This window comes from Falsirhodobacter sp. 20TX0035 (assembly GCF_028307215.1).
Classification (GTDB): Bacteria; Pseudomonadota; Alphaproteobacteria; order Rhodobacterales; family Rhodobacteraceae; genus Falsirhodobacter.
Map to the genome: position 1 here is coordinate 18,075 of NZ_JAQMHV010000015.1, position 16,278 is coordinate 34,352.

Annotated in this window: 16 protein-coding genes; 7 read left to right on the forward strand and 9 right to left on the reverse strand. The window is 66.6% G+C overall.

Annotated features, from left to right (window positions below; translation table 11 throughout):
- Positions 1 to 4: 4 nt before the first annotated feature.
- From PIJ50_RS14085 to PIJ50_RS14110, 6 genes are read right to left on the reverse strand one after another with little or no spacing between them, the layout of a single operon-like run.
- Positions 5 to 1,786, reverse strand: coding sequence for an ABC transporter ATP-binding protein (locus PIJ50_RS14085; RefSeq protein ID WP_271976085.1), 1,782 nt, complete (start codon positions 1,784 to 1,786; stop codon positions 5 to 7).
- Entirely contained in the window at positions 1,783 to 2,700 is a 918-nt protein-coding gene (locus PIJ50_RS14090) for a serine kinase (protein ID WP_271976087.1), read from the reverse strand. The genes PIJ50_RS14085 and PIJ50_RS14090 overlap by 4 nt, the downstream gene beginning before the upstream one ends.
- On the reverse strand, positions 2,700 to 4,520 hold the full coding sequence (locus PIJ50_RS14095; RefSeq protein ID WP_271976089.1) for an asparagine synthase-related protein: 1,821 nt from the start codon (positions 4,518 to 4,520) through the stop codon (positions 2,700 to 2,702). The genes PIJ50_RS14090 and PIJ50_RS14095 overlap by 1 nt, the downstream gene beginning before the upstream one ends.
- The gene (locus tag PIJ50_RS14100) at positions 4,517 to 4,960 is read right to left on the reverse strand and encodes a lasso peptide biosynthesis B2 protein (RefSeq protein WP_271976090.1); all 444 of its coding nucleotides are present in this window, start codon (positions 4,958 to 4,960) and stop codon (positions 4,517 to 4,519) included. The genes PIJ50_RS14095 and PIJ50_RS14100 overlap by 4 nt, the downstream gene beginning before the upstream one ends.
- Before the next feature lie 4 nt (positions 4,961 to 4,964).
- On the reverse strand, positions 4,965 to 5,225 hold the full coding sequence (locus PIJ50_RS14105) for a PqqD family protein (protein WP_271976091.1): 261 nt from the start codon (positions 5,223 to 5,225) through the stop codon (positions 4,965 to 4,967).
- A 51-nt stretch (positions 5,226 to 5,276) separates the two neighbouring features.
- Positions 5,277 to 5,414 (reverse strand): lasso RiPP family leader peptide-containing protein, encoded by a 138-nt coding sequence (locus tag PIJ50_RS14110; protein ID WP_271976094.1) that lies wholly within the window; start codon positions 5,412 to 5,414, stop codon positions 5,277 to 5,279.
- A gap of 245 nt (positions 5,415 to 5,659) precedes the next feature.
- Between PIJ50_RS14110 and PIJ50_RS14115 the strand changes: the two genes are divergently transcribed.
- A complete protein-coding gene (locus PIJ50_RS14115) occupies positions 5,660 to 6,391 on the forward strand; it encodes a sugar transferase (protein ID WP_271976098.1) in 732 nt (243 codons plus the stop codon).
- A 151-nt stretch (positions 6,392 to 6,542) separates the two neighbouring features.
- Here PIJ50_RS14115 and PIJ50_RS14120 read toward each other — a convergent pair whose 3' ends face one another.
- Positions 6,543 to 7,238: a family 16 glycosylhydrolase gene (locus PIJ50_RS14120; RefSeq protein WP_271976099.1), complete on the reverse strand. Its 696-nt coding sequence runs from the start codon at positions 7,236 to 7,238 to the stop codon at positions 6,543 to 6,545.
- Positions 7,239 to 7,432: 194 nt separating this feature from the next.
- Between PIJ50_RS14120 and PIJ50_RS14125 the strand changes: the two genes are divergently transcribed.
- On the forward strand, positions 7,433 to 8,533 hold the full coding sequence (locus tag PIJ50_RS14125; protein ID WP_271976101.1) for a glycosyltransferase family 2 protein: 1,101 nt from the start codon (positions 7,433 to 7,435) through the stop codon (positions 8,531 to 8,533).
- Here the strand turns inward: PIJ50_RS14125 and PIJ50_RS14130 are convergent.
- Positions 8,530 to 9,567 carry a nucleotidyltransferase family protein gene (locus PIJ50_RS14130; protein ID WP_271976102.1) on the reverse strand — a complete coding sequence of 346 codons (1,038 nt, stop codon included), beginning with the start codon at positions 9,565 to 9,567 and terminating at the stop codon, positions 8,530 to 8,532. The two genes, PIJ50_RS14125 and PIJ50_RS14130, sit on opposite strands and share 4 nt — an antisense overlap.
- Before the next feature lie 355 nt (positions 9,568 to 9,922).
- On the opposite strand from PIJ50_RS14130, the gene ytfQ reads away from it, so the two are divergent.
- The 5 genes from ytfQ to PIJ50_RS14155 are packed head-to-tail and all read left to right on the forward strand — an operon-like array spanning position 9,923 to position 15,135.
- Positions 9,923 to 10,885 carry a galactofuranose ABC transporter, galactofuranose-binding protein YtfQ gene (gene ytfQ, locus PIJ50_RS14135; protein ID WP_271976103.1) on the forward strand — a complete coding sequence of 321 codons (963 nt, stop codon included), beginning with the start codon at positions 9,923 to 9,925 and terminating at the stop codon, positions 10,883 to 10,885.
- A 9-nt stretch (positions 10,886 to 10,894) separates the two neighbouring features.
- Positions 10,895 to 12,415 carry a sugar ABC transporter ATP-binding protein gene (locus PIJ50_RS14140; RefSeq protein ID WP_271976104.1) on the forward strand — a complete coding sequence of 507 codons (1,521 nt, stop codon included), beginning with the start codon at positions 10,895 to 10,897 and terminating at the stop codon, positions 12,413 to 12,415.
- A complete protein-coding gene (locus PIJ50_RS14145) occupies positions 12,412 to 13,416 on the forward strand; it encodes an ABC transporter permease (protein WP_271976105.1) in 1,005 nt (334 codons plus the stop codon). The genes PIJ50_RS14140 and PIJ50_RS14145 overlap by 4 nt, the downstream gene beginning before the upstream one ends.
- Positions 13,413 to 14,393, forward strand: a complete 981-nt coding sequence (gene yjfF, locus PIJ50_RS14150; protein ID WP_271976107.1) for a galactofuranose ABC transporter, permease protein YjfF — start codon at positions 13,413 to 13,415, stop codon at positions 14,391 to 14,393. The genes PIJ50_RS14145 and yjfF overlap by 4 nt, the downstream gene beginning before the upstream one ends.
- A gap of 1 nt (position 14,394) precedes the next feature.
- Positions 14,395 to 15,135 carry a FadR/GntR family transcriptional regulator gene (locus tag PIJ50_RS14155; RefSeq protein WP_271976109.1) on the forward strand — a complete coding sequence of 247 codons (741 nt, stop codon included), beginning with the start codon at positions 14,395 to 14,397 and terminating at the stop codon, positions 15,133 to 15,135.
- 319 nt (positions 15,136 to 15,454) lie between these two features.
- On the opposite strand, the gene PIJ50_RS14160 is transcribed toward PIJ50_RS14155, so the two are convergent.
- The gene (locus PIJ50_RS14160; RefSeq protein WP_334212732.1) at positions 15,455 to 15,955 is read right to left on the reverse strand and encodes an NUDIX hydrolase; all 501 of its coding nucleotides are present in this window, start codon (positions 15,953 to 15,955) and stop codon (positions 15,455 to 15,457) included.
- Positions 15,956 to 16,278: the final 323 nt, after the last annotated feature.

Genomic DNA, 16,278 nt, shown 5'->3' on the forward strand with positions numbered 1-16,278 from the left:
ACGGTCACGCTCCCTGCGTCCGCAGACCGGAGAGATAGCCATCGGGCTGACCGGGACCATCACCCGGTTGCTCACTCTGAACGATCCGGCCATCATCCATGACATGAACGACGTCCGCCACGGCCAGCAAAGCCGGGCGGTGCGTGATGACCAGAACAGTAACGCTGCCCTTCAGCTTTCCGATCGTCTCGGCCAGGGCGAGCTCGTTTTCCCAGTCCAGCGCGCTCGTCGCCTCATCCAGGATGAGGATGTCCGGATCACGCATCAGCGCACGGGCCAGCGCGATCCGCTGGCGTTCCCCGCCCGAGAGCAGGCCGCCGCGCTCTCCCACCGGGCTGTCGATTCCATCGGGCAGCGCCGCCACGAAATTCGCCGAGGCGCGTGAGAGGGCCAGCTGCATGGCACCCTCATCCCCCGGGCCGGGCTCGGCCACGGCCAGCATCAGGTTGGCGCGGATGGTGCCGTCGATCAGATGCGGATCCTGCGTGACATAAGCGGTGCGATCCCGCCACGCGCGCAACTGCCCGGCCTCCAACGGCTGCCCATCCACCAGAAGCCGCCCCTGATCGGCCTGCAACAAGCCGATCACCAGATCGGCGATCGTGCTTTTCCCCGCACCGGACGGGCCGGTGATCACCGAGATGCGGTTGGCCGGAATGCGCAGCGTCAGGTCGGTCAGCACGTTTCGCGTGGCCCCCGGGAAGCGCCAGGTGACGCGGTCCAGACAAATCTCATGCTGCGGCGCCGGGGCGGGCAGAGTGCCATCCGCCGCCGGATCGCGCCATTCGTCCAGCTGATCCTGAAGCGTGCGGATGTCACGCCAAGCGGGCAGATCGACCAGCAACTGCTGGACCGACGCTTGCAGACCCAGGAACCGCGGCCCGGCCCGCATGAACAGGATCAGAAGCACGGCGATGCGCGCAAGGTCCATACCGAGGCCGGACCGTGCCACCCAGATGAACAATGCCGCCCCGGCCACGGCCGACACCTGGAACAGCCCCGACCCGACGCTGGACTGGCGGACATATTGGACCGCATCGATCCGCGTCTGGTGCAGAATGTCCGAGAAGACGCCCTGATACCGCCGCTCCAGGTTCATGCTGCGGGCGACCTTCAGCCCGCCCACGAATTCGCTGACGGCATGGCTTTGCCGTTTTCGCTTTTCCTGCAACCGGGTGCCATGACGTCCCGCTGCCTTGCGGAACGGCCGCATCAGCGACAGCGCCACAAGCCCGAAACCAAAGGACAGCAGCGTCATGGGAACCGAGACGAGAAGGCTGAGCACCAGATACAGCCCCAGACCGATCGCCCCTTGCAGGATGGTCAGCAGGTTGAAGGTCGCCATATAAAGACGCTCGATCTCGCCGGTCAGGGCGTGCTCGATCCGCGATCGCGGCAGGCGCACCAGGCTGTCCCAGCGCGCGGCGGCGATGTCGCGGAACAGCGACAGGCGGAAACGATCGGTGAAGTCGTGGACCAGCTCTGTCAGGTAGATGCCCTTGGAGCGGTTGAAGGCTGCCTGCGCCGCCGTCAGCAGCACGATGAACACCAGAAGCACCCAAAGAGGGATGGCGTCGGGCACAAAGGCCGGAAGGTTCAGGCGCGCCAGATCCACCACATTTTCGCCATTGCCGACCAGTTGCAGGATCGGCAGGAACAAGAGGATGGAGATGCCTTCGGTCAGCGTGCCCAGCACCAGAAGCGTGGTGCCGATCGTCAGACGGCGCCGCTCCATCCGGGCGAGCGCGGTGAAGAACGACGACAGTTCCGTCCGGGAGCCGGTCATGCGGGAACGCGGGACAGATCGGCCGCGATGGTGTCCGCAATCTCATCCGCGCGGTCGAGGCCTTCGGCGATCCCAAGGACCTGTGGCGGATGTGACGCGGCCAGCGCCGCGGCCGCGCGGAAGTGCTGGGCCGCCGCCTGCCCCTTCAGCAGCGCATCGCCGAACCGCGTGGCGTATGAAAAGCGCAAGAGCGTCGGAAGGGAAAGTGCCGGATCAGGCGGCAGAACGCGCGACGCCTCCCCCGGTGCCAGCCGCTGCAACGTGTAAAGACGTGCCACCGGAACCGGCTCCTTCGCCAGCATCTCGGGCGGCAGCAGAACGCGGGTCTTGTCGATCAGGTCGTGGACGTGCCCCCGCAGGGTGGCCCCACCCGGCGCGAAACGGCGCGCCTCGTCCGAGAGCTTGAGCTGGGCGAAGCCCGGCTGGATGCGTCCGGCGGGATCGATCGCGACCAGATCGTCGGCCAGAAGCCGGCCGCCGCGCGCGATAAGGGCGGTGGCCGTGGTCGATTTGCCAGTGCCCTTGTCGGCCAGAAACGCCACCGCCCCACCTTGGAACAGCACCGCGCTGGCGTGCAGCACGAAATAGCCGCGGCGACGCAGAACCTCGAACAGGATCGGCCCCAGCAGCGGGAAGGCCAGAAGATCGTCCGACGCCTCCGCCGCCCGGGTGATCCGGATCGCGTCTCCGGCTTGCGACACCCGGAAGTTGCCGACCGCCGGCCAGAACAGGGCGGTCCCGTCCTCGGCAAATCCGATCTCCGGCACGGCATCGGCGGGCATGGGGGCCGGATCAAGGGTGATCGTCAGGTCCGGCTGCCCCCCGGCCTCGATGGAAGCGAGTTCGGGAAGGCGCAGGTCGGATCGGATCACCAGACCGTAAGCCATGTACGAAAACGGGGCAGACTGGCTCATCATGACGCCTTGTGTTGAAGAAGGGGGGCCGCCTCGCGCAGGTCGAACCAGGTGGCCAGCGCCAGCGCGCGGGCGATCCGGAAGGCGGCGCCGGGATCCGGGCTGTCGGACTGCAGAAGGGTGCCATCGGCCCGCAGGGTGTCGATGTTCACCCAGCCCTGCAACGGTTGCGGATCCACCAGAAGCCGGCGCAGGTCGGGATCGCGTTGAAGGCGGGCCCAAAAGTTGGGGAGGAAGTCGATCTTGTCGCGCCGTTGACGGACCTTCTCGGGCAGGACGTCCCGCATCGCCCGCCGCAAAAGGCTGCGCGGCTGGCCTTGGGCAATAAGGGCATGGTCGGGTTGGGCGACGCAAAGCTCAACCACGCGGTGATCGTAGAAGGGGTAATGGGGCGTGACCCCGGCGCTGCGGGCGGCCACATCCAGAACCTCCAATGCGCCGCTGAGCAGCGGGGCCGTCATCGTGTCCAGATGCGCCCGCACGCCTTCGGGCAGATCCCCGCCCACCGGGGAATGAAGGGCCTGCACACGTGCCACAAGGTCCGTGTCGGCCACCAAGGCCGGATCCAGCAGCGCCCGCCATTCCAGACGGTCATGGTGCGGCGCCCGGGACGCACGGCGCGCCAAGGCCGCCAACAGCCGCGGGCCGCGCGCCGCGACCAGTTGCATCCAGACACTTGTGGGCGAGACGCCGGTGAAACGCGCATGCTGCCATGCCAGTCCCAGCGCCGGCCCCCAGGCACCGCGACCCGCGATATGCATCAGGCTCCGCAAGCCGCCGTCGATCACTTCATCGCCCCCATGGCCGTCTAGGACGTCGCGATATCCCATTCGTCTTGACGCGAGGTAAAGATGACGGTTTCCCGGAAGTCCGGGCGCAAAAAGGGGCTGGTCGTTGTCGGTCAACAGGGCCCGCAGGTCCGGGGCGACATCAGCGGCCGGGATGTTTTCGGGAATGAGCGCGCCTCTGGACTTCGCCAGCACCGCGTCGATATACACGCCCTCGTCCAGCGCGGGATTGTCATAGCGCAGCGAAAGAGCGGCCCGTTCTTCCCCCGGACCCACCGACAGCAGGGACAGGGTGCTGGAATCCAGTCCACCGCTGAGGAAGGTGGCGATGCTGCGGCCCGCGCAGGCTTCCCGCGTCGCATGTCGAAGGGCCTCATGCAGCGCCTCGGCCCCGTCGGCCTCGCTCGGGACGATCCGTTCGTGCAGGCTGTACCAGCCCCGCGTGGTCAGCGTGCCGTTTGCGGAAAGGCGGAGCAGGTGGCCCGGCGGAAGACGGCGGATCTGCGCGTGCGCGGTGCGTTCGTGGCTCGTGTCCTGCCCGCATAGGAAGTCGGCCATCCACGCCCGGTCGATGTCGGTCGCACCCGACAGGCCAAGCCGCACCAGGCGGATCGTGGAGGCGACGACGATGCGGTCCGCCTCCACCGCATAGGCCAGCGGTCGGACGCCCATGCGATCCCGCACGGCCCAGGTTTCGCCCGTCCGGGCGTCATGGATGGTGAAGGCAAAGCAGCCGTTCAGCCGATGCAGCGCACCTTCCTGATGCCGCGCCCACAAGGATAGGACCATCTGCGCCGGATCGGCATCCGTTCCATGCCCTGAATCAGCCCGCAACTGCGGAATGTCCGTCAGCCCCAGATCGCCGCACAGCGACAGCGGCCCCTGTTGTGCCAGGCATCCCCATTGCAGAAGACGATCACCCGGCGAACGGCTTTCCGCCGAGTCGGGGCACCCCGCCCGCATCCGCATCGCGGCAGAGGCAAGGCCGAGGATCGGCCGCCCGATCCCGCCCAGAACGGCAAAATGGCTCATCGCGCCACCGACGGGGCGCGCACCGGGTAGTCGTGCAGCATTCGGTGACGTTGATAAAGATCGACGGTTCCGCCAAGCACCACCGTATCGCCCGCCATCAGCCAGGCATGGGGCGCGATCCGCCCTTGGGCGTCCGCCAGCGGCGGCACCGAGATCCGGACGATCGAATCGAAACCGCGGCGCGCCAGAATCCACTGCCCCGCGGTCGCCTGCGTCAGGCAGCTGGCCTTGGGCACAGAGCGTGACACCGCGGCAACCGCCCAGGCGATCTCGGCAAGGCGGTGGTTGGGGGCCATCGAATGAACGGTAAAGGTGCCGATCCGACGCCGCAGCCAGTCGCTCCGGCGCGACGACAGGGCGCAGCGGACGACCGCCACCGTGAACAGGCACTCCAGCAAAAGGCACACCTGCCTTGCCGAAATCCGACGCAGGCGGGCCATTGCGTCAGGCCCTTACAACGAGGCCGTTTTGCGCCATCTCGTCCAGAAGGCGCGAGATGTCGTTCTCACATTCGGCCTGCGACACCTCGAAGTTCGAGGCGATGGATTGGGCCAATTCGGGAACCGACGTCGGCTCCTTCAGAAGCCCCCAGACTTCTGCCCCGACCTCGTCCAAGCCGAAGTACAGGTTGGTTTTGAGGTTCAGAATCGCGAGACCACCGTCCACGTCGCAAGCGACGCAGTCCGGCGAGACAACATAGGACATGATGTGCCTTCCGATGAAAAAGGGCGGCGTGACCGCCGCCCATTCGCGCTTTTACGAGAAGGTCAGTTCACCTTTGGGAGTCCCGACGGGGAACGCCTGGTCCAGCATGGAGCCGTTGGACGAACCTTGGGTCAGGGCTTCGAGGGTGCCGTGAACGCGGAGGGCGGGCGCGGAGTAAGCTTTTTTCATCGTACACAACCATTACTAAGGGACGCTGCGCGGAAATTCGCCAGCACCTGTTGATTCAGCGCAGATGACCAAATTGTCAACATGAAATGACAGAGTATAGAAAAGTTAGGTTAATAAAATGAAAATTCTTTGTTAACTATCTATTAACGTTGAAAACCGCTCCGGTTTCTGACAACCCTCCATCTGACTCCCGTTCATGGGTCAGTATTCATGTTGTTTTAACGATTGTTCAGGAGCTTCTCCCCATGCCCCCTGATGGCACCAGTGTCGGTATTGACGGCAAGTTGGCCGTTTCGCTTTCCTCCTCCTCCCCGAATCTGGGGACGGCTCCCGGAGCCGCCCCGCAACCCCGTTCCACCAAGCCCGTCGGCGGCCTCGCAAAGCGGTCCCTGGACGTGGCGCTTGTGCTGCTCAGCCTTCCGCTCTTCGGCATCCTGATTCTTGGCCTGATCGCGCTGATCAAGGCAACGGATCGTGGCCCCCTCCTCTACGGTCACCGCCGCGTCGGCTTCAACGGGACCGAGTTCAAGTGCTGGAAGTTCCGCACCATGGTCGTGAACGGGGACGAGATCCTTGCCCGTCACCTTGAGTCAAACCCGGCGGACCGGCTCCAGTGGGAGACGGAGCGCAAGCTGTCGAACGATCCACGGGTCACGCGCGTGGGCGCGATCCTCCGCAAGCTGAGCCTGGATGAACTTCCGCAGCTTCTGAACGTGCTCTGCGGTCAGATGAGCATCGTCGGCCCCCGTCCCGTCGTCCGGGCCGAGCTCGACAACTATGCCGCCACCGCGCCGCTTTACCTGATCACGCGCCCGGGCCTGACCGGTCTTTGGCAGGTCAGCGGTCGCAGCGACACCACCTATGCCGAACGTGTCCGGCTGGACCGCCAATACGTCCAGGGCTGGAGCATGCTGCTGGACATCAAGATCATCCTGCGCACCATCCCGGCGCTGCTCAGCTCGCGCGGCGCGCGCTGAAGACTTTCAGGCGGATGTATCTGACATCCGCCTGCCTGCATGCCCAAGCGATGAATACGGCGCGACGCCGGAGGAAGAACGTCGGATCTATGCACCGATCACGCTGTTGTGAATGGTGATCACGGATGGATCGTTGATGCACGTCCCCAGCTCAGCACGTGATGGACCCCGCGAACAGGCACGTCTCGCCCAGCGGCGTGTAGGCGATCCAGTCGATCAGATAGTCCAGCTGGCCGGTCCGCCGTCCCTGTTTGCCCATCCAGTCCGTCAGGGTGGTCGTGCTCCAGAACGACATCATCAGCTTTTGCGGCAGATCCGGCAGGGTCGCGCCGGCCGGGGTGCGGTGCACCTCCTCGCCATCCACGAACCAGACGATGGCGTCCGGCCCCCATTGGATCGCGACGCGGTGGAAAGCTTCGTCCAGCGGCGGGTCGGCGGGCGCGTCGTCGCCGTTCATCGCCTTGCCATCGACAAAGGTGTTGAAGGTGATGCGGTCCGTCCGCCGGGTCAGCACTTCGATGTCGATTTCATCATGCCGCGTGCCCTGCGTGCCCCCCGTATAGGTGAAGATGGAGGCGTTCAGGCCGGACGCGGCCGGCGTGCGGATCTCCGCCTCGATCGTGCCGTAGTGGATGAGGCCGCGCAACTGAACCTCGCCGCATTCCGAACGCTCGGCTTCCGTGCCCGGAACATGAGCCAGCTTCAGCATCCCGTCCGCCACCGAAACGGCCGACTTCGCCCAGTAGCAGTCCTGATGCCTGCCGTTCGTCCAGCCGTCGGACACATACCACCGGCGCGTGTTCAGCATGGGCGCCGTGAAGTCATCACGGAAGCCTTGGGTGATCATGGGCTCGGCCGTCTGCGCAAGCGATGCATTGGCCGGGAGGGATGCGGCGGCGACCGTCATGGCCACCCGGAAAGGGGAAACTTTTAACATCAAACATCCAAACAAATGAACACCCGACCGGATGTTGCCACGATTTCCACCGGTGGTTATCAAGCCGGCATGCGTTGGGTCAACGGAAAGGCGTCGTGGAGTCTATGGAAGCACCCCTTGTGTCGGAAACGCCGCCGCTTGTCAGCGTGATCATGGCGAACTTCCGGGGGGCGCGGTGGCTGGAAGCCTCGATGCGCTCTGTCCTCTCGCAAAGCCATGCGAAGCTTGAGCTGATCGTGGCGGACGATGCCTCGGACGATGACAGCGTCGCGATCGCGAAGGCGGTGTCCGCAGGGGATGAGCGTGTGCGGGTCCTGCCCTCGTCCGAAAACGGCGGTCCGGCCGCCACGCGCAACCGCGCGCTGGACGCGGCGCGGGGGGAGTGGATCGCCATCGTCGACAGCGACGACCTGATCCACCCCGACCGTCTGCAACGCCTTCTGGCCGTGGCACGGGACACGGGGGCCGATCTTGTGGCCGATGATCTGGTGCATTTCGGCGCGAACGAACGGCGGACCCTGCTGCAGCCCTTGCACCTGACCCGGCCAATGCCCCTCGATGCCGCGCAGTTCATGCGCAGCAACGGGGCCGAGCCGGGCCTGCCAAGCTACGGCTATCTCAAACCTCTGATCTCGCGCCGAGCCTTGGGCGGCCGGCGCTACGATACGTCCCTGCACATCGGGGAGGATTTCGACCTCGTGATGCGGATGCTGATCGACGGGGCGTCCTTTGTGGTCGTTCCCGATCCACTTTACGCCTATCGCCGGCACGCCTCGTCGATCTCGCACCGCATGACGGCAGAGCGAATGGCGTCGATGCTGGCGGCGCATCGCAGCCTGCCCGCGATGCCCGACGCCGCCTCGGCCCGCGCGGCGGCGGGGGTGGAGCGGCATCTGGAACGCGCCCTGCGCTTTGAACGCCTGGTGCTGGACATCAAGGCGCGCCGGCTGCGTCAGGTCCTGCCGCGCTTGGCCGAACCCGCGATGCTGGCGCGGCTGGCGGACAGCCTGCGCGACCGGCGGCGCCGCAAGACCGCCGTGATCCGCCCGGCCGCTCAAGCGGTCGACTGCCCTCCCCTGCCCCAAGCCGGACACGCCTGGGCCCACCCCCCGGCCGGGGCCGCCGCGTTGATTGGCGCCGGCGCTGCCGTTGCGGCAGACTTGCCGGACTGGGGCCAGTGGCTGGATGCCGCAGTGCGGAGCTAGGCCTTCCCCTCGCGCCGCTTCAACACGGACAGCACCACCGGAGACAGCACGGACATGACCCCCTGCTGCGCCACGGCGACCGGCCGTCCCTTGCCCAGCGCGCGCAGCAGATGCCGGCGGCGCGGCGCAAGCTGCGGGTGGTGCCACGGCTGGTAGACGATCGACCGCAGCTCTTCCTTCGTCCGCGCGGGTCCGGGCAACACTGATTGGGCCGCCGAACCACCATAACACGCTTCGACCAATTGCAGGGCCAGCCTCAGGCTGCGCGTCTGGCCGGCACGGCGTGCGACGCGGTCCAGTGCGCGACGCTCCTCCACCGACAAGCGGGCCAGCCACAGCGACAGGTCGCGCACGGCCCAGCCGCAGGGTTCGCTTCCCAGCAGGGCCTTTGCGATGGTGATCGCCAGAAGCAGGCAGCCCGTCGCGGGATCGGGCACGGGCACGCGGTCATCCCCTTCCCCTTGCAGGACGGAACGGGCCAGCACGTCCTCGGCATGGCGCCAGCTGGGCAGGCCGACCTGCAGCAGACGATGGTGCAGATCCACCACCGCACCGTCCGCTTCGCGGTGGAAGTGCTGCTCGCCCAGAAAACGCAGCCACCAGATCGTCTGGCCGTGCTCGAAGACGCGATAGTCGAGCGTCCCAACGACCTCCGCCGCCCGGACGCGGTCCTTGGGCGCCACGAACAAATCCACATCGCCCGACGGGCGCAGGAAGCCCGTGTCGTGAACCGAGACCTGCTGCCACGGCCCCTTCATCACGACGTGCCGCACCTGCGCGGCCGCCAACGCCTTCGAGATCTCTGCCCCCGCGCGGATCGCCCGGCCGTTCATGCCCACGGTCGCGATGCGGGCCTCCAGCAGCCGCGGCGCAAGGGTGGGGTGCGCGGTCATCGGGATCAGGTGCAACATCTTGTTGTAGCGGGCGAGGTGGAACAGCCGATGCGGGTCCGTCCCCTCGAAACCGACCTCACCCAGCAACGCCCGGATTTCCAACGCGCCGTCGCCGTCGATCTCCGCACCAAGCTGAACCATGCTCGGCACTCCCGGCAAATGTTGTCATCCGCCGCAGAGCGTAGCGGGCAGGCGTGGGCACCGCAAGCGGCACGCTTCGAACATGGCGAATTTGGCGAGCAGCCGATGCGCGGCGCTGGGCAGCTTTGCCAGCCCCTCCTGCCCCCAAAGCGGCTCGCATCACGGGCATCGTCATCCCCCGCCGTCTCCCCAGTATCCAACAGCTTGGAGATCCGGCAAAGCGTGCAAGACCCACGCACCCGCTCCGCTTGTGTCGAACGGACCGTGAGCATGTTTTAATTGTCTTGTGAGAACCACAATAGTCATACAATATGATTCAGCGGGGTGAGGAGGATCCCGCTTCAGGGAGGATTGAATGACACGTATGTTTGCAACCGCCACGGCGGTGGCCTGCCTCGCCTTGTCCATGGGACAGGCATCGGCGCAGGATCTGACCATCGGCTTTTCCCAGATCGGATCCGAATCCGGCTGGCGCGCCGCCGAGACGACCGTCACCCAGCAGCAGGCGAAGGACCGGGGCATCGACCTCAAGTTCGCGGACGCCCAGCAGAAGCAGGAAAACCAGATCAAGGCCGTGCGCGGCTTCATCGCGCAGGGCGTGGACGCCATCCTGATCGCCCCGGTGGTGGAAACCGGCTGGGACGGCGTGCTGGAGGAAGCCAAGGACGCCGAGATCCCGGTCGTCCTTCTGGACCGCGGCATCAACGCGCCGGACGACCTGTACCTGACGGCGGTGACCTCCGATCAGGTGCATGAAGGCAAGGTCGCGGGCGACTGGCTGGTGCAGGATGTGGGCGACGCCGACTGCAAGGTGGTGGAGTTGCAGGGCACGACCGGCTCCTCCCCCGCCATCAACCGCAAGAAAGGCTTCGAGGAGGCGATCGCTGGCCACGACAACATCCAGATCGTGCGGTCCCAGACCGGCGACTTCACCCGCGCCAAGGGCAAGGAGGTGATGGAAAGCTTCCTGAAGGCCGAAGGCGGCGGGGCCGACATCTGCGCCGTCTACGCCCACAACGACGACATGGCCGTGGGCGCGATCCAGGCGATCAAGGAAGCTGGCCTGAAACCGGGCGAGGATGTGAAGGTCGTCTCCATCGACGCGGTGCCGGACATCTTCCTTGCAATGGCCGCCGGAGAGGCGAACGCCACGGTGGAACTGACCCCGAACATGGCCGGGCCCGCCCTGGACGCGATCGAGGCCTATCTGGCCGACGGGACGGAGCCCGAGAAGTGGATCCAGACGGAATCGAAACTGTACACGCAGGCCGATGATCCGCAGGCGGTCTATGAACAGAAGAAAGACCTCGGATACTGAGGGAGCATCATGGATCACGACCTTCAGGGGGCCCCGGATCTTCTGGCTGCCAAGAGCATCCGGAAGGCCTTTCTCGGCGTGACCGTGCTGGAAGACGTGGATTTCACCCTTCGCGCGGGTGAGATCCACGCCCTTCTGGGCGAGAACGGAGCCGGGAAATCGACGCTGGTGAAGATCCTGACCGGCGCCTATCGCCGCGACGGGGGCACGATCCGGCTGAACGGGGCGGAGGTGTCGCCCCGCGACGTGGGCGAGGCGCAGGCCTTGGGCATCGGCACCGTCTACCAGGAGGTGAACCTGCTGGAAAACCTGTCCGTGGCCGAAAACCTGTATCTGGGCCGCCAGCCCCGCCACTGGGGCATGGTGCGGGTCCGCCGGATGGAGGCGGAGGCCCGCGCCCTTCTTTCCCGCTACGGCCTGACGCTGGATGTGGGCGAGGCGCTGTCGGCCCATTCCGTCGCCGTGCGCCAGATCATCGCCATCGCCCGCGCGGTGGACCTGTCGGGCCGCGTGCTGTTTCTGGATGAACCGACCGCCAGCCTTGATGCGCGCGAGGTGGAGGCAATCTTCGCCATCCTGCGCCAGCTGCGCGACCGCGGGCTGGGCATCGTCATCATCACCCACTTCCTGGATCAGGTGTATCAGGTGGCCGACCGCGTCACCGTGCTGCGCAACGGCCGTCTTGTGGGCAGCCGCGACATCGCCTCGCTTCCCCGGCGGGATCTGGTCGGGATGATGCTGGGGCGGGAACTGGCGGACGAGGTGGATCACCGCACCGCGCCCCCGCCCGACGACGCGCCCGCCCCGATCCGCTTTCGCGACTATGCCAAGGCCGGGAAGGTCCATCCCTTCGATCTGGACCTGCGCGCGGGCGAGGTCGTGGGCATCGCGGGCCTCCTCGGCTCCGGCCGGTCGGAAACGGCGTTTCTTCTGTTCGGCATCGACCGCCCCGATCAGGGCACGGCCGAGATCGACGGCACCCCCGTCACGCTGCACTCCCCCGAACGGGCGATCCGCCACGGCTTCGGCTTCTGCCCGGAGGAACGCAAGACCGACGGCATCATCGCCGACCTGAGCGTGCGCGAGAACATCATCCTGGCCCTTCAGGCCCGCCGCGGCTGGGCCCGCCCCTTGTCCGGCACCGAGGCCGCGCAGATCGCCGAACGCTACATCCGCGCCTTGGACATCCGGCCCGCCGATCCTGACCGGCCGATCAAGTTCCTGTCGGGCGGCAACCAGCAGAAGGCGATCCTGGCCCGCTGGCTGGCCACGGACCCGCGCCTTTTGATCCTGGATGAACCCACACGCGGCATCGACATCGGCGCCCATGCCGAGATCATCCGCCTGATCGAGGATCTGTGCGCCAGGGGCATGGCCCTTGTGGTCATCTCGTCGGAACTGGAGGAGCTGGCGAGCTACGCCTCGCGCGTGGTGATCCTGTCGGACCACCGGCATGTGCGTGAACTGCGCGGGCACGAGGTGACGGTGAGCGGCATGATGAACGCCATGGCGGTGGAGGGGGCGGCATGACGAAGGTGAAACGTCTGGCCCCGCAGCTGATCGCCCTGGCGCTGATCCTTGCGGCCATCACCCTGATCGCGCCGGGCTTTCTGGACGTCACCCTGCGCAACGGGCGCCTTTACGGCAGCCTGATCGACATCCTTGTCCGCGCGGCGCCCGTGGCGCTGCTGGCCATCGGCATGACGCTGGTCATCGCCTCGCGCGGGATCGACCTGTCGGTGGGCGCCGTCATGGCGATCTGCGGCGCCACCGCCGCCACGCTGGTGGACGAACCGCTGCCGGTGGTGATCGGGACGGTGCTGGTCATCGGCCTTCTGTGCGGGCTGTGGAACGGGATGCTGGTCGCCTTTCTGGACATCCAGCCGATCATCGCCACGCTGATCCTGATGGTGGCCGGGCGCGGCATCGCCCAGCTGATCACCGAAGGCGCGATCCTGACCTTCAACAACCCCGCCTTTTCCTTCATCGGGTCGGGGGCGTTCCTGGGCCTCCCCATGCCGGTGCTGATCTGGGTGGCCGCCGGCCTTGCCATCGGGCTGACCGTCCGCCGCACCGCCCTTGGCCTGCTGATCGAGGCCGTGGGCATCAACCGCCGCGCGTCCACCCTTGCCGGCATCCAGGCGCGCTTCCTTCTGGTCGCGGTCTATGTCGTCTCGGGCCTGTGCGCCGCGACCGCCGGCATGATCGTCACGGCCGATATCCGCGGCGCCGACGCCAACAACGCCGGCCTGTGGCTGGAACTGGACGCGATCCTGGCCGTGGTCATCGGCGGCACGGCCCTGTCGGGCGGGCGCTTTTCCATCACCGCCTCGCTTCTGGGGGCGCTGATCCTTCAGGCGGTGAACACGGGCACGCTGATCTCGGGCTGGCCGCCGCAGTTCAACCTCATCATCAAGGCGGTGATCATCGTGCTGATCCTGACCCTGCAATCCCCGGCGCTGGCCGACTGGGGCAGCGCCCTGCGCGCCGCCCGCCGCGACTGGCGCAAGACGAGGGAGGCGAAATCGTGACCGCCCTGCCCATGATCCGCACGCGCACCCTGCCTTTCGTGGCCACGGTCGCGATCTTTCTGGCGGCCTATGCCCTGTGCGTGGCGCAGTTCCCGAACATGCTGTCCACCCGTGTGTTGGGCAACCTACTGACCGACAACGCCTTTCTTGGCATCGCCGCCGTGGGCATGACCTTCGTGATCCTGTCGGGCGGGATCGACCTGTCGGTGGGCGCGGTCATCGCCTTCACCTCGGTCTTCGTGGCCGTGACGGTGCGGGCGGGGGTGCATCCGGCGTTGGCCTTCGTGCTGGCGCTGGCGCTGGCCACAGCCTTCGGCGCCGCGATGGGGCTGATGATCGACCTGCTGGCGATGCCGCCCTTTGTCGTGACGCTGGCCGGGATGTTCCTGGCGCGCGGGGCCGCGTTCCTCATCACCACGGATTCGGTCCCGATCTCTCATCCCTTCCTCGATACGCTGGGAGATCTGTTCGTCCGCCTGCCGGGCAAGGGGCGGCTAACCTTCATCGCGATGGTGATGCTGGCGGTCTTCGCGTGCGGCGCGCTTCTGGCCCACCGCACGCGCTTTGGCGCCAACGTCATGGCGCTGGGTGGCAATCGCGCCTCGGCCGCGCTGATGGGGGTGCCCCTGCGCGGCACGACGATCCGCATCTACGCGCTGTCGGGGGCGCTGGCCGGCCTCGCGGGCATCGTCTACACGCTCTACACCTCGGCGGGATATTCGCTGGCGACCGTGGGGATGGAGCTGGACGCCATCGCGGCCGTGGTCATCGGGGGCACGCTTCTGACCGGGGGGTCGGGCCTCGTCCTCGGGACGCTGTTCGGCGTGTTGATTCAGGGCCTTATCCAGACCTATATCGTCTTTGACGGCACGCTGTCCTCGTGGTGGACGAAGATCGTGGTCGGGGTGCTGCTGTTCGCCTTCATCGTGATGCAACGGCTGATCCTGATCCTTCCGCGGGGTCGGCTGAAAGGATGACATGGGGCTTCTGGAAAACAGGCTGCGCAACACGCGCCCGCGCGGCAGCCACGGGCATGTGGTGGACGCGCTGGGATTTGCGATCCTTGCGGGCGAATGGCCCGAGGGGACGATCCTGCCGGGCGACGCCGAACTGATCGAACGCTTCGGCGTGTCCCGGACGGTTCTGCGCGAGGCGATGAAGACTCTCGCGGCCAAGCGCCTGATCCAGGCGAAGTCCCGCGTCGGCACCCGCGTCCTGCCGCGCGACGCCTGGAACTTCATGGACGCTGACGTGATCGGCTGGCGTCTGCGCGTCGGCGTGGATCTGGCCTTCGTGACCCATCTGGTGGAGATGCGGCTGGCGCTGGAGCCGGCCTGCGCCGCCCTTGCCGCCCGCCGCGCAACTGAGGAGGACCTTGAATCCCTGCGTGGCATCGTCGCACGCATGCGCGATCCCGCCCACAGCCGCACCACCATCGCGCAGGTGGATCTGGAGTTTCACGTCGCGGTCGCCTGCATGTCGGGCAATCCGCTCATGCGCTCCGTCACAGCGCTGATCGAGGCGTTCCTGGCCTTGGCGTTCGAGATGTCCTCCCCTGCCCTGTCGCCCGAAGGGATCGAAAGGCTGGCGCAGGATCACGCCGCGATCCTGGCCGCGATCGAGGCGCGCGAGGAGGATCAGGCAGCCGACATGACCCGCCACGTGATCGAGGTCGGCATGGCCCGGCTGCGCAACGCGCTGGTCGAGGACGGGCGCTGAACCGCGTTTAGGCGGCGGCGCAGGGTCGTTGGGCCTGAGGGTGAACGCCCCGGGCATCCGTAATCGTGAAGCAGTGGTATGAGCCAGCCGCAAAGGCTTTGCGGCCCCTTTCCGGCCCATCCTGCTTGATGCCGGACCCGAAGCGGGGACAAATGCAGATGATTCACTTCTTTGGACCCGGCAGATCGAAATGGCTGTCATCCCCTGCCCCTGCCACGATCCAGCCTTTGCGCAGATGCATGACCCTGAACATTACCCGCGCAATGACCAACGGCACGCACATCGTGCCCGATCGCGATCCGCATTCCAACCGACCGGTTCAGCCAAACGATGCGAGCAGCGCCCGAAGGCTGGGATTGTCAACCAACTGAGCGGCGTCCCGGGGTGCCACCCACATCTTCTCACGCTCCCCGCGCTCGGGAAAGTCGTCATGCTCCTCATGCACATGCAGAGGGAAGACCGTCACCTCCACCTCTGTCGCGGCGAGGCTGCGGGGCCGCTTGACGTAGCGGAAGCGGCCGACCGAGGTCGAATGCACAACGCCCCTGACACCCGCCTCCTCCCACGCCTCCTGCGCCGCCGCTTCCGCGAGGGTCTTGCCCTTCATGGGCCAGCCTTTCGGGATGATCCATCGGCCGGACTCGCGGCTGGTTATCAGCAGAACCTCCTTGCGACCTCCCACCTCCCGCCAGCAGAGCGCACCGCATTGGGACGGAAGTCCGCGCTTCTGTTTGGAAACAAGCCGCCGGGTCAAGAAACCCCACAGGCGGCCGGCTTTTGCAGAATAACTCGGCATCTTTGATCCTGACAGGCGGGACATCCTTCAGCTCATCTAGAGCCCGCAGCGCGCTCGACATGGGCTGGGTGACCCTTTCATGGCCGGCGACTGCGCCCGGTTTGCGCCCATTCTGACCTTGCCTGCCTTTCTCCCGGCGGCGTTCAGGGCAGAGCGCTTTCGGTTGACGGATGGACATTCCAGCGCTCCTGCCAGCCTGAAGGGGCATAGGCGCGAACCGTCATGCCCCCTTCGCAAAGCGGGCGGTCTGACGCGCGACGGCCCCGCCCAAGTCGATCGCAGGCTTCGGGAAAGCCGCCCGGACCCGCAGTCCAAGCTTCCCATGGACAGTCGGACGTCCCGTTTCA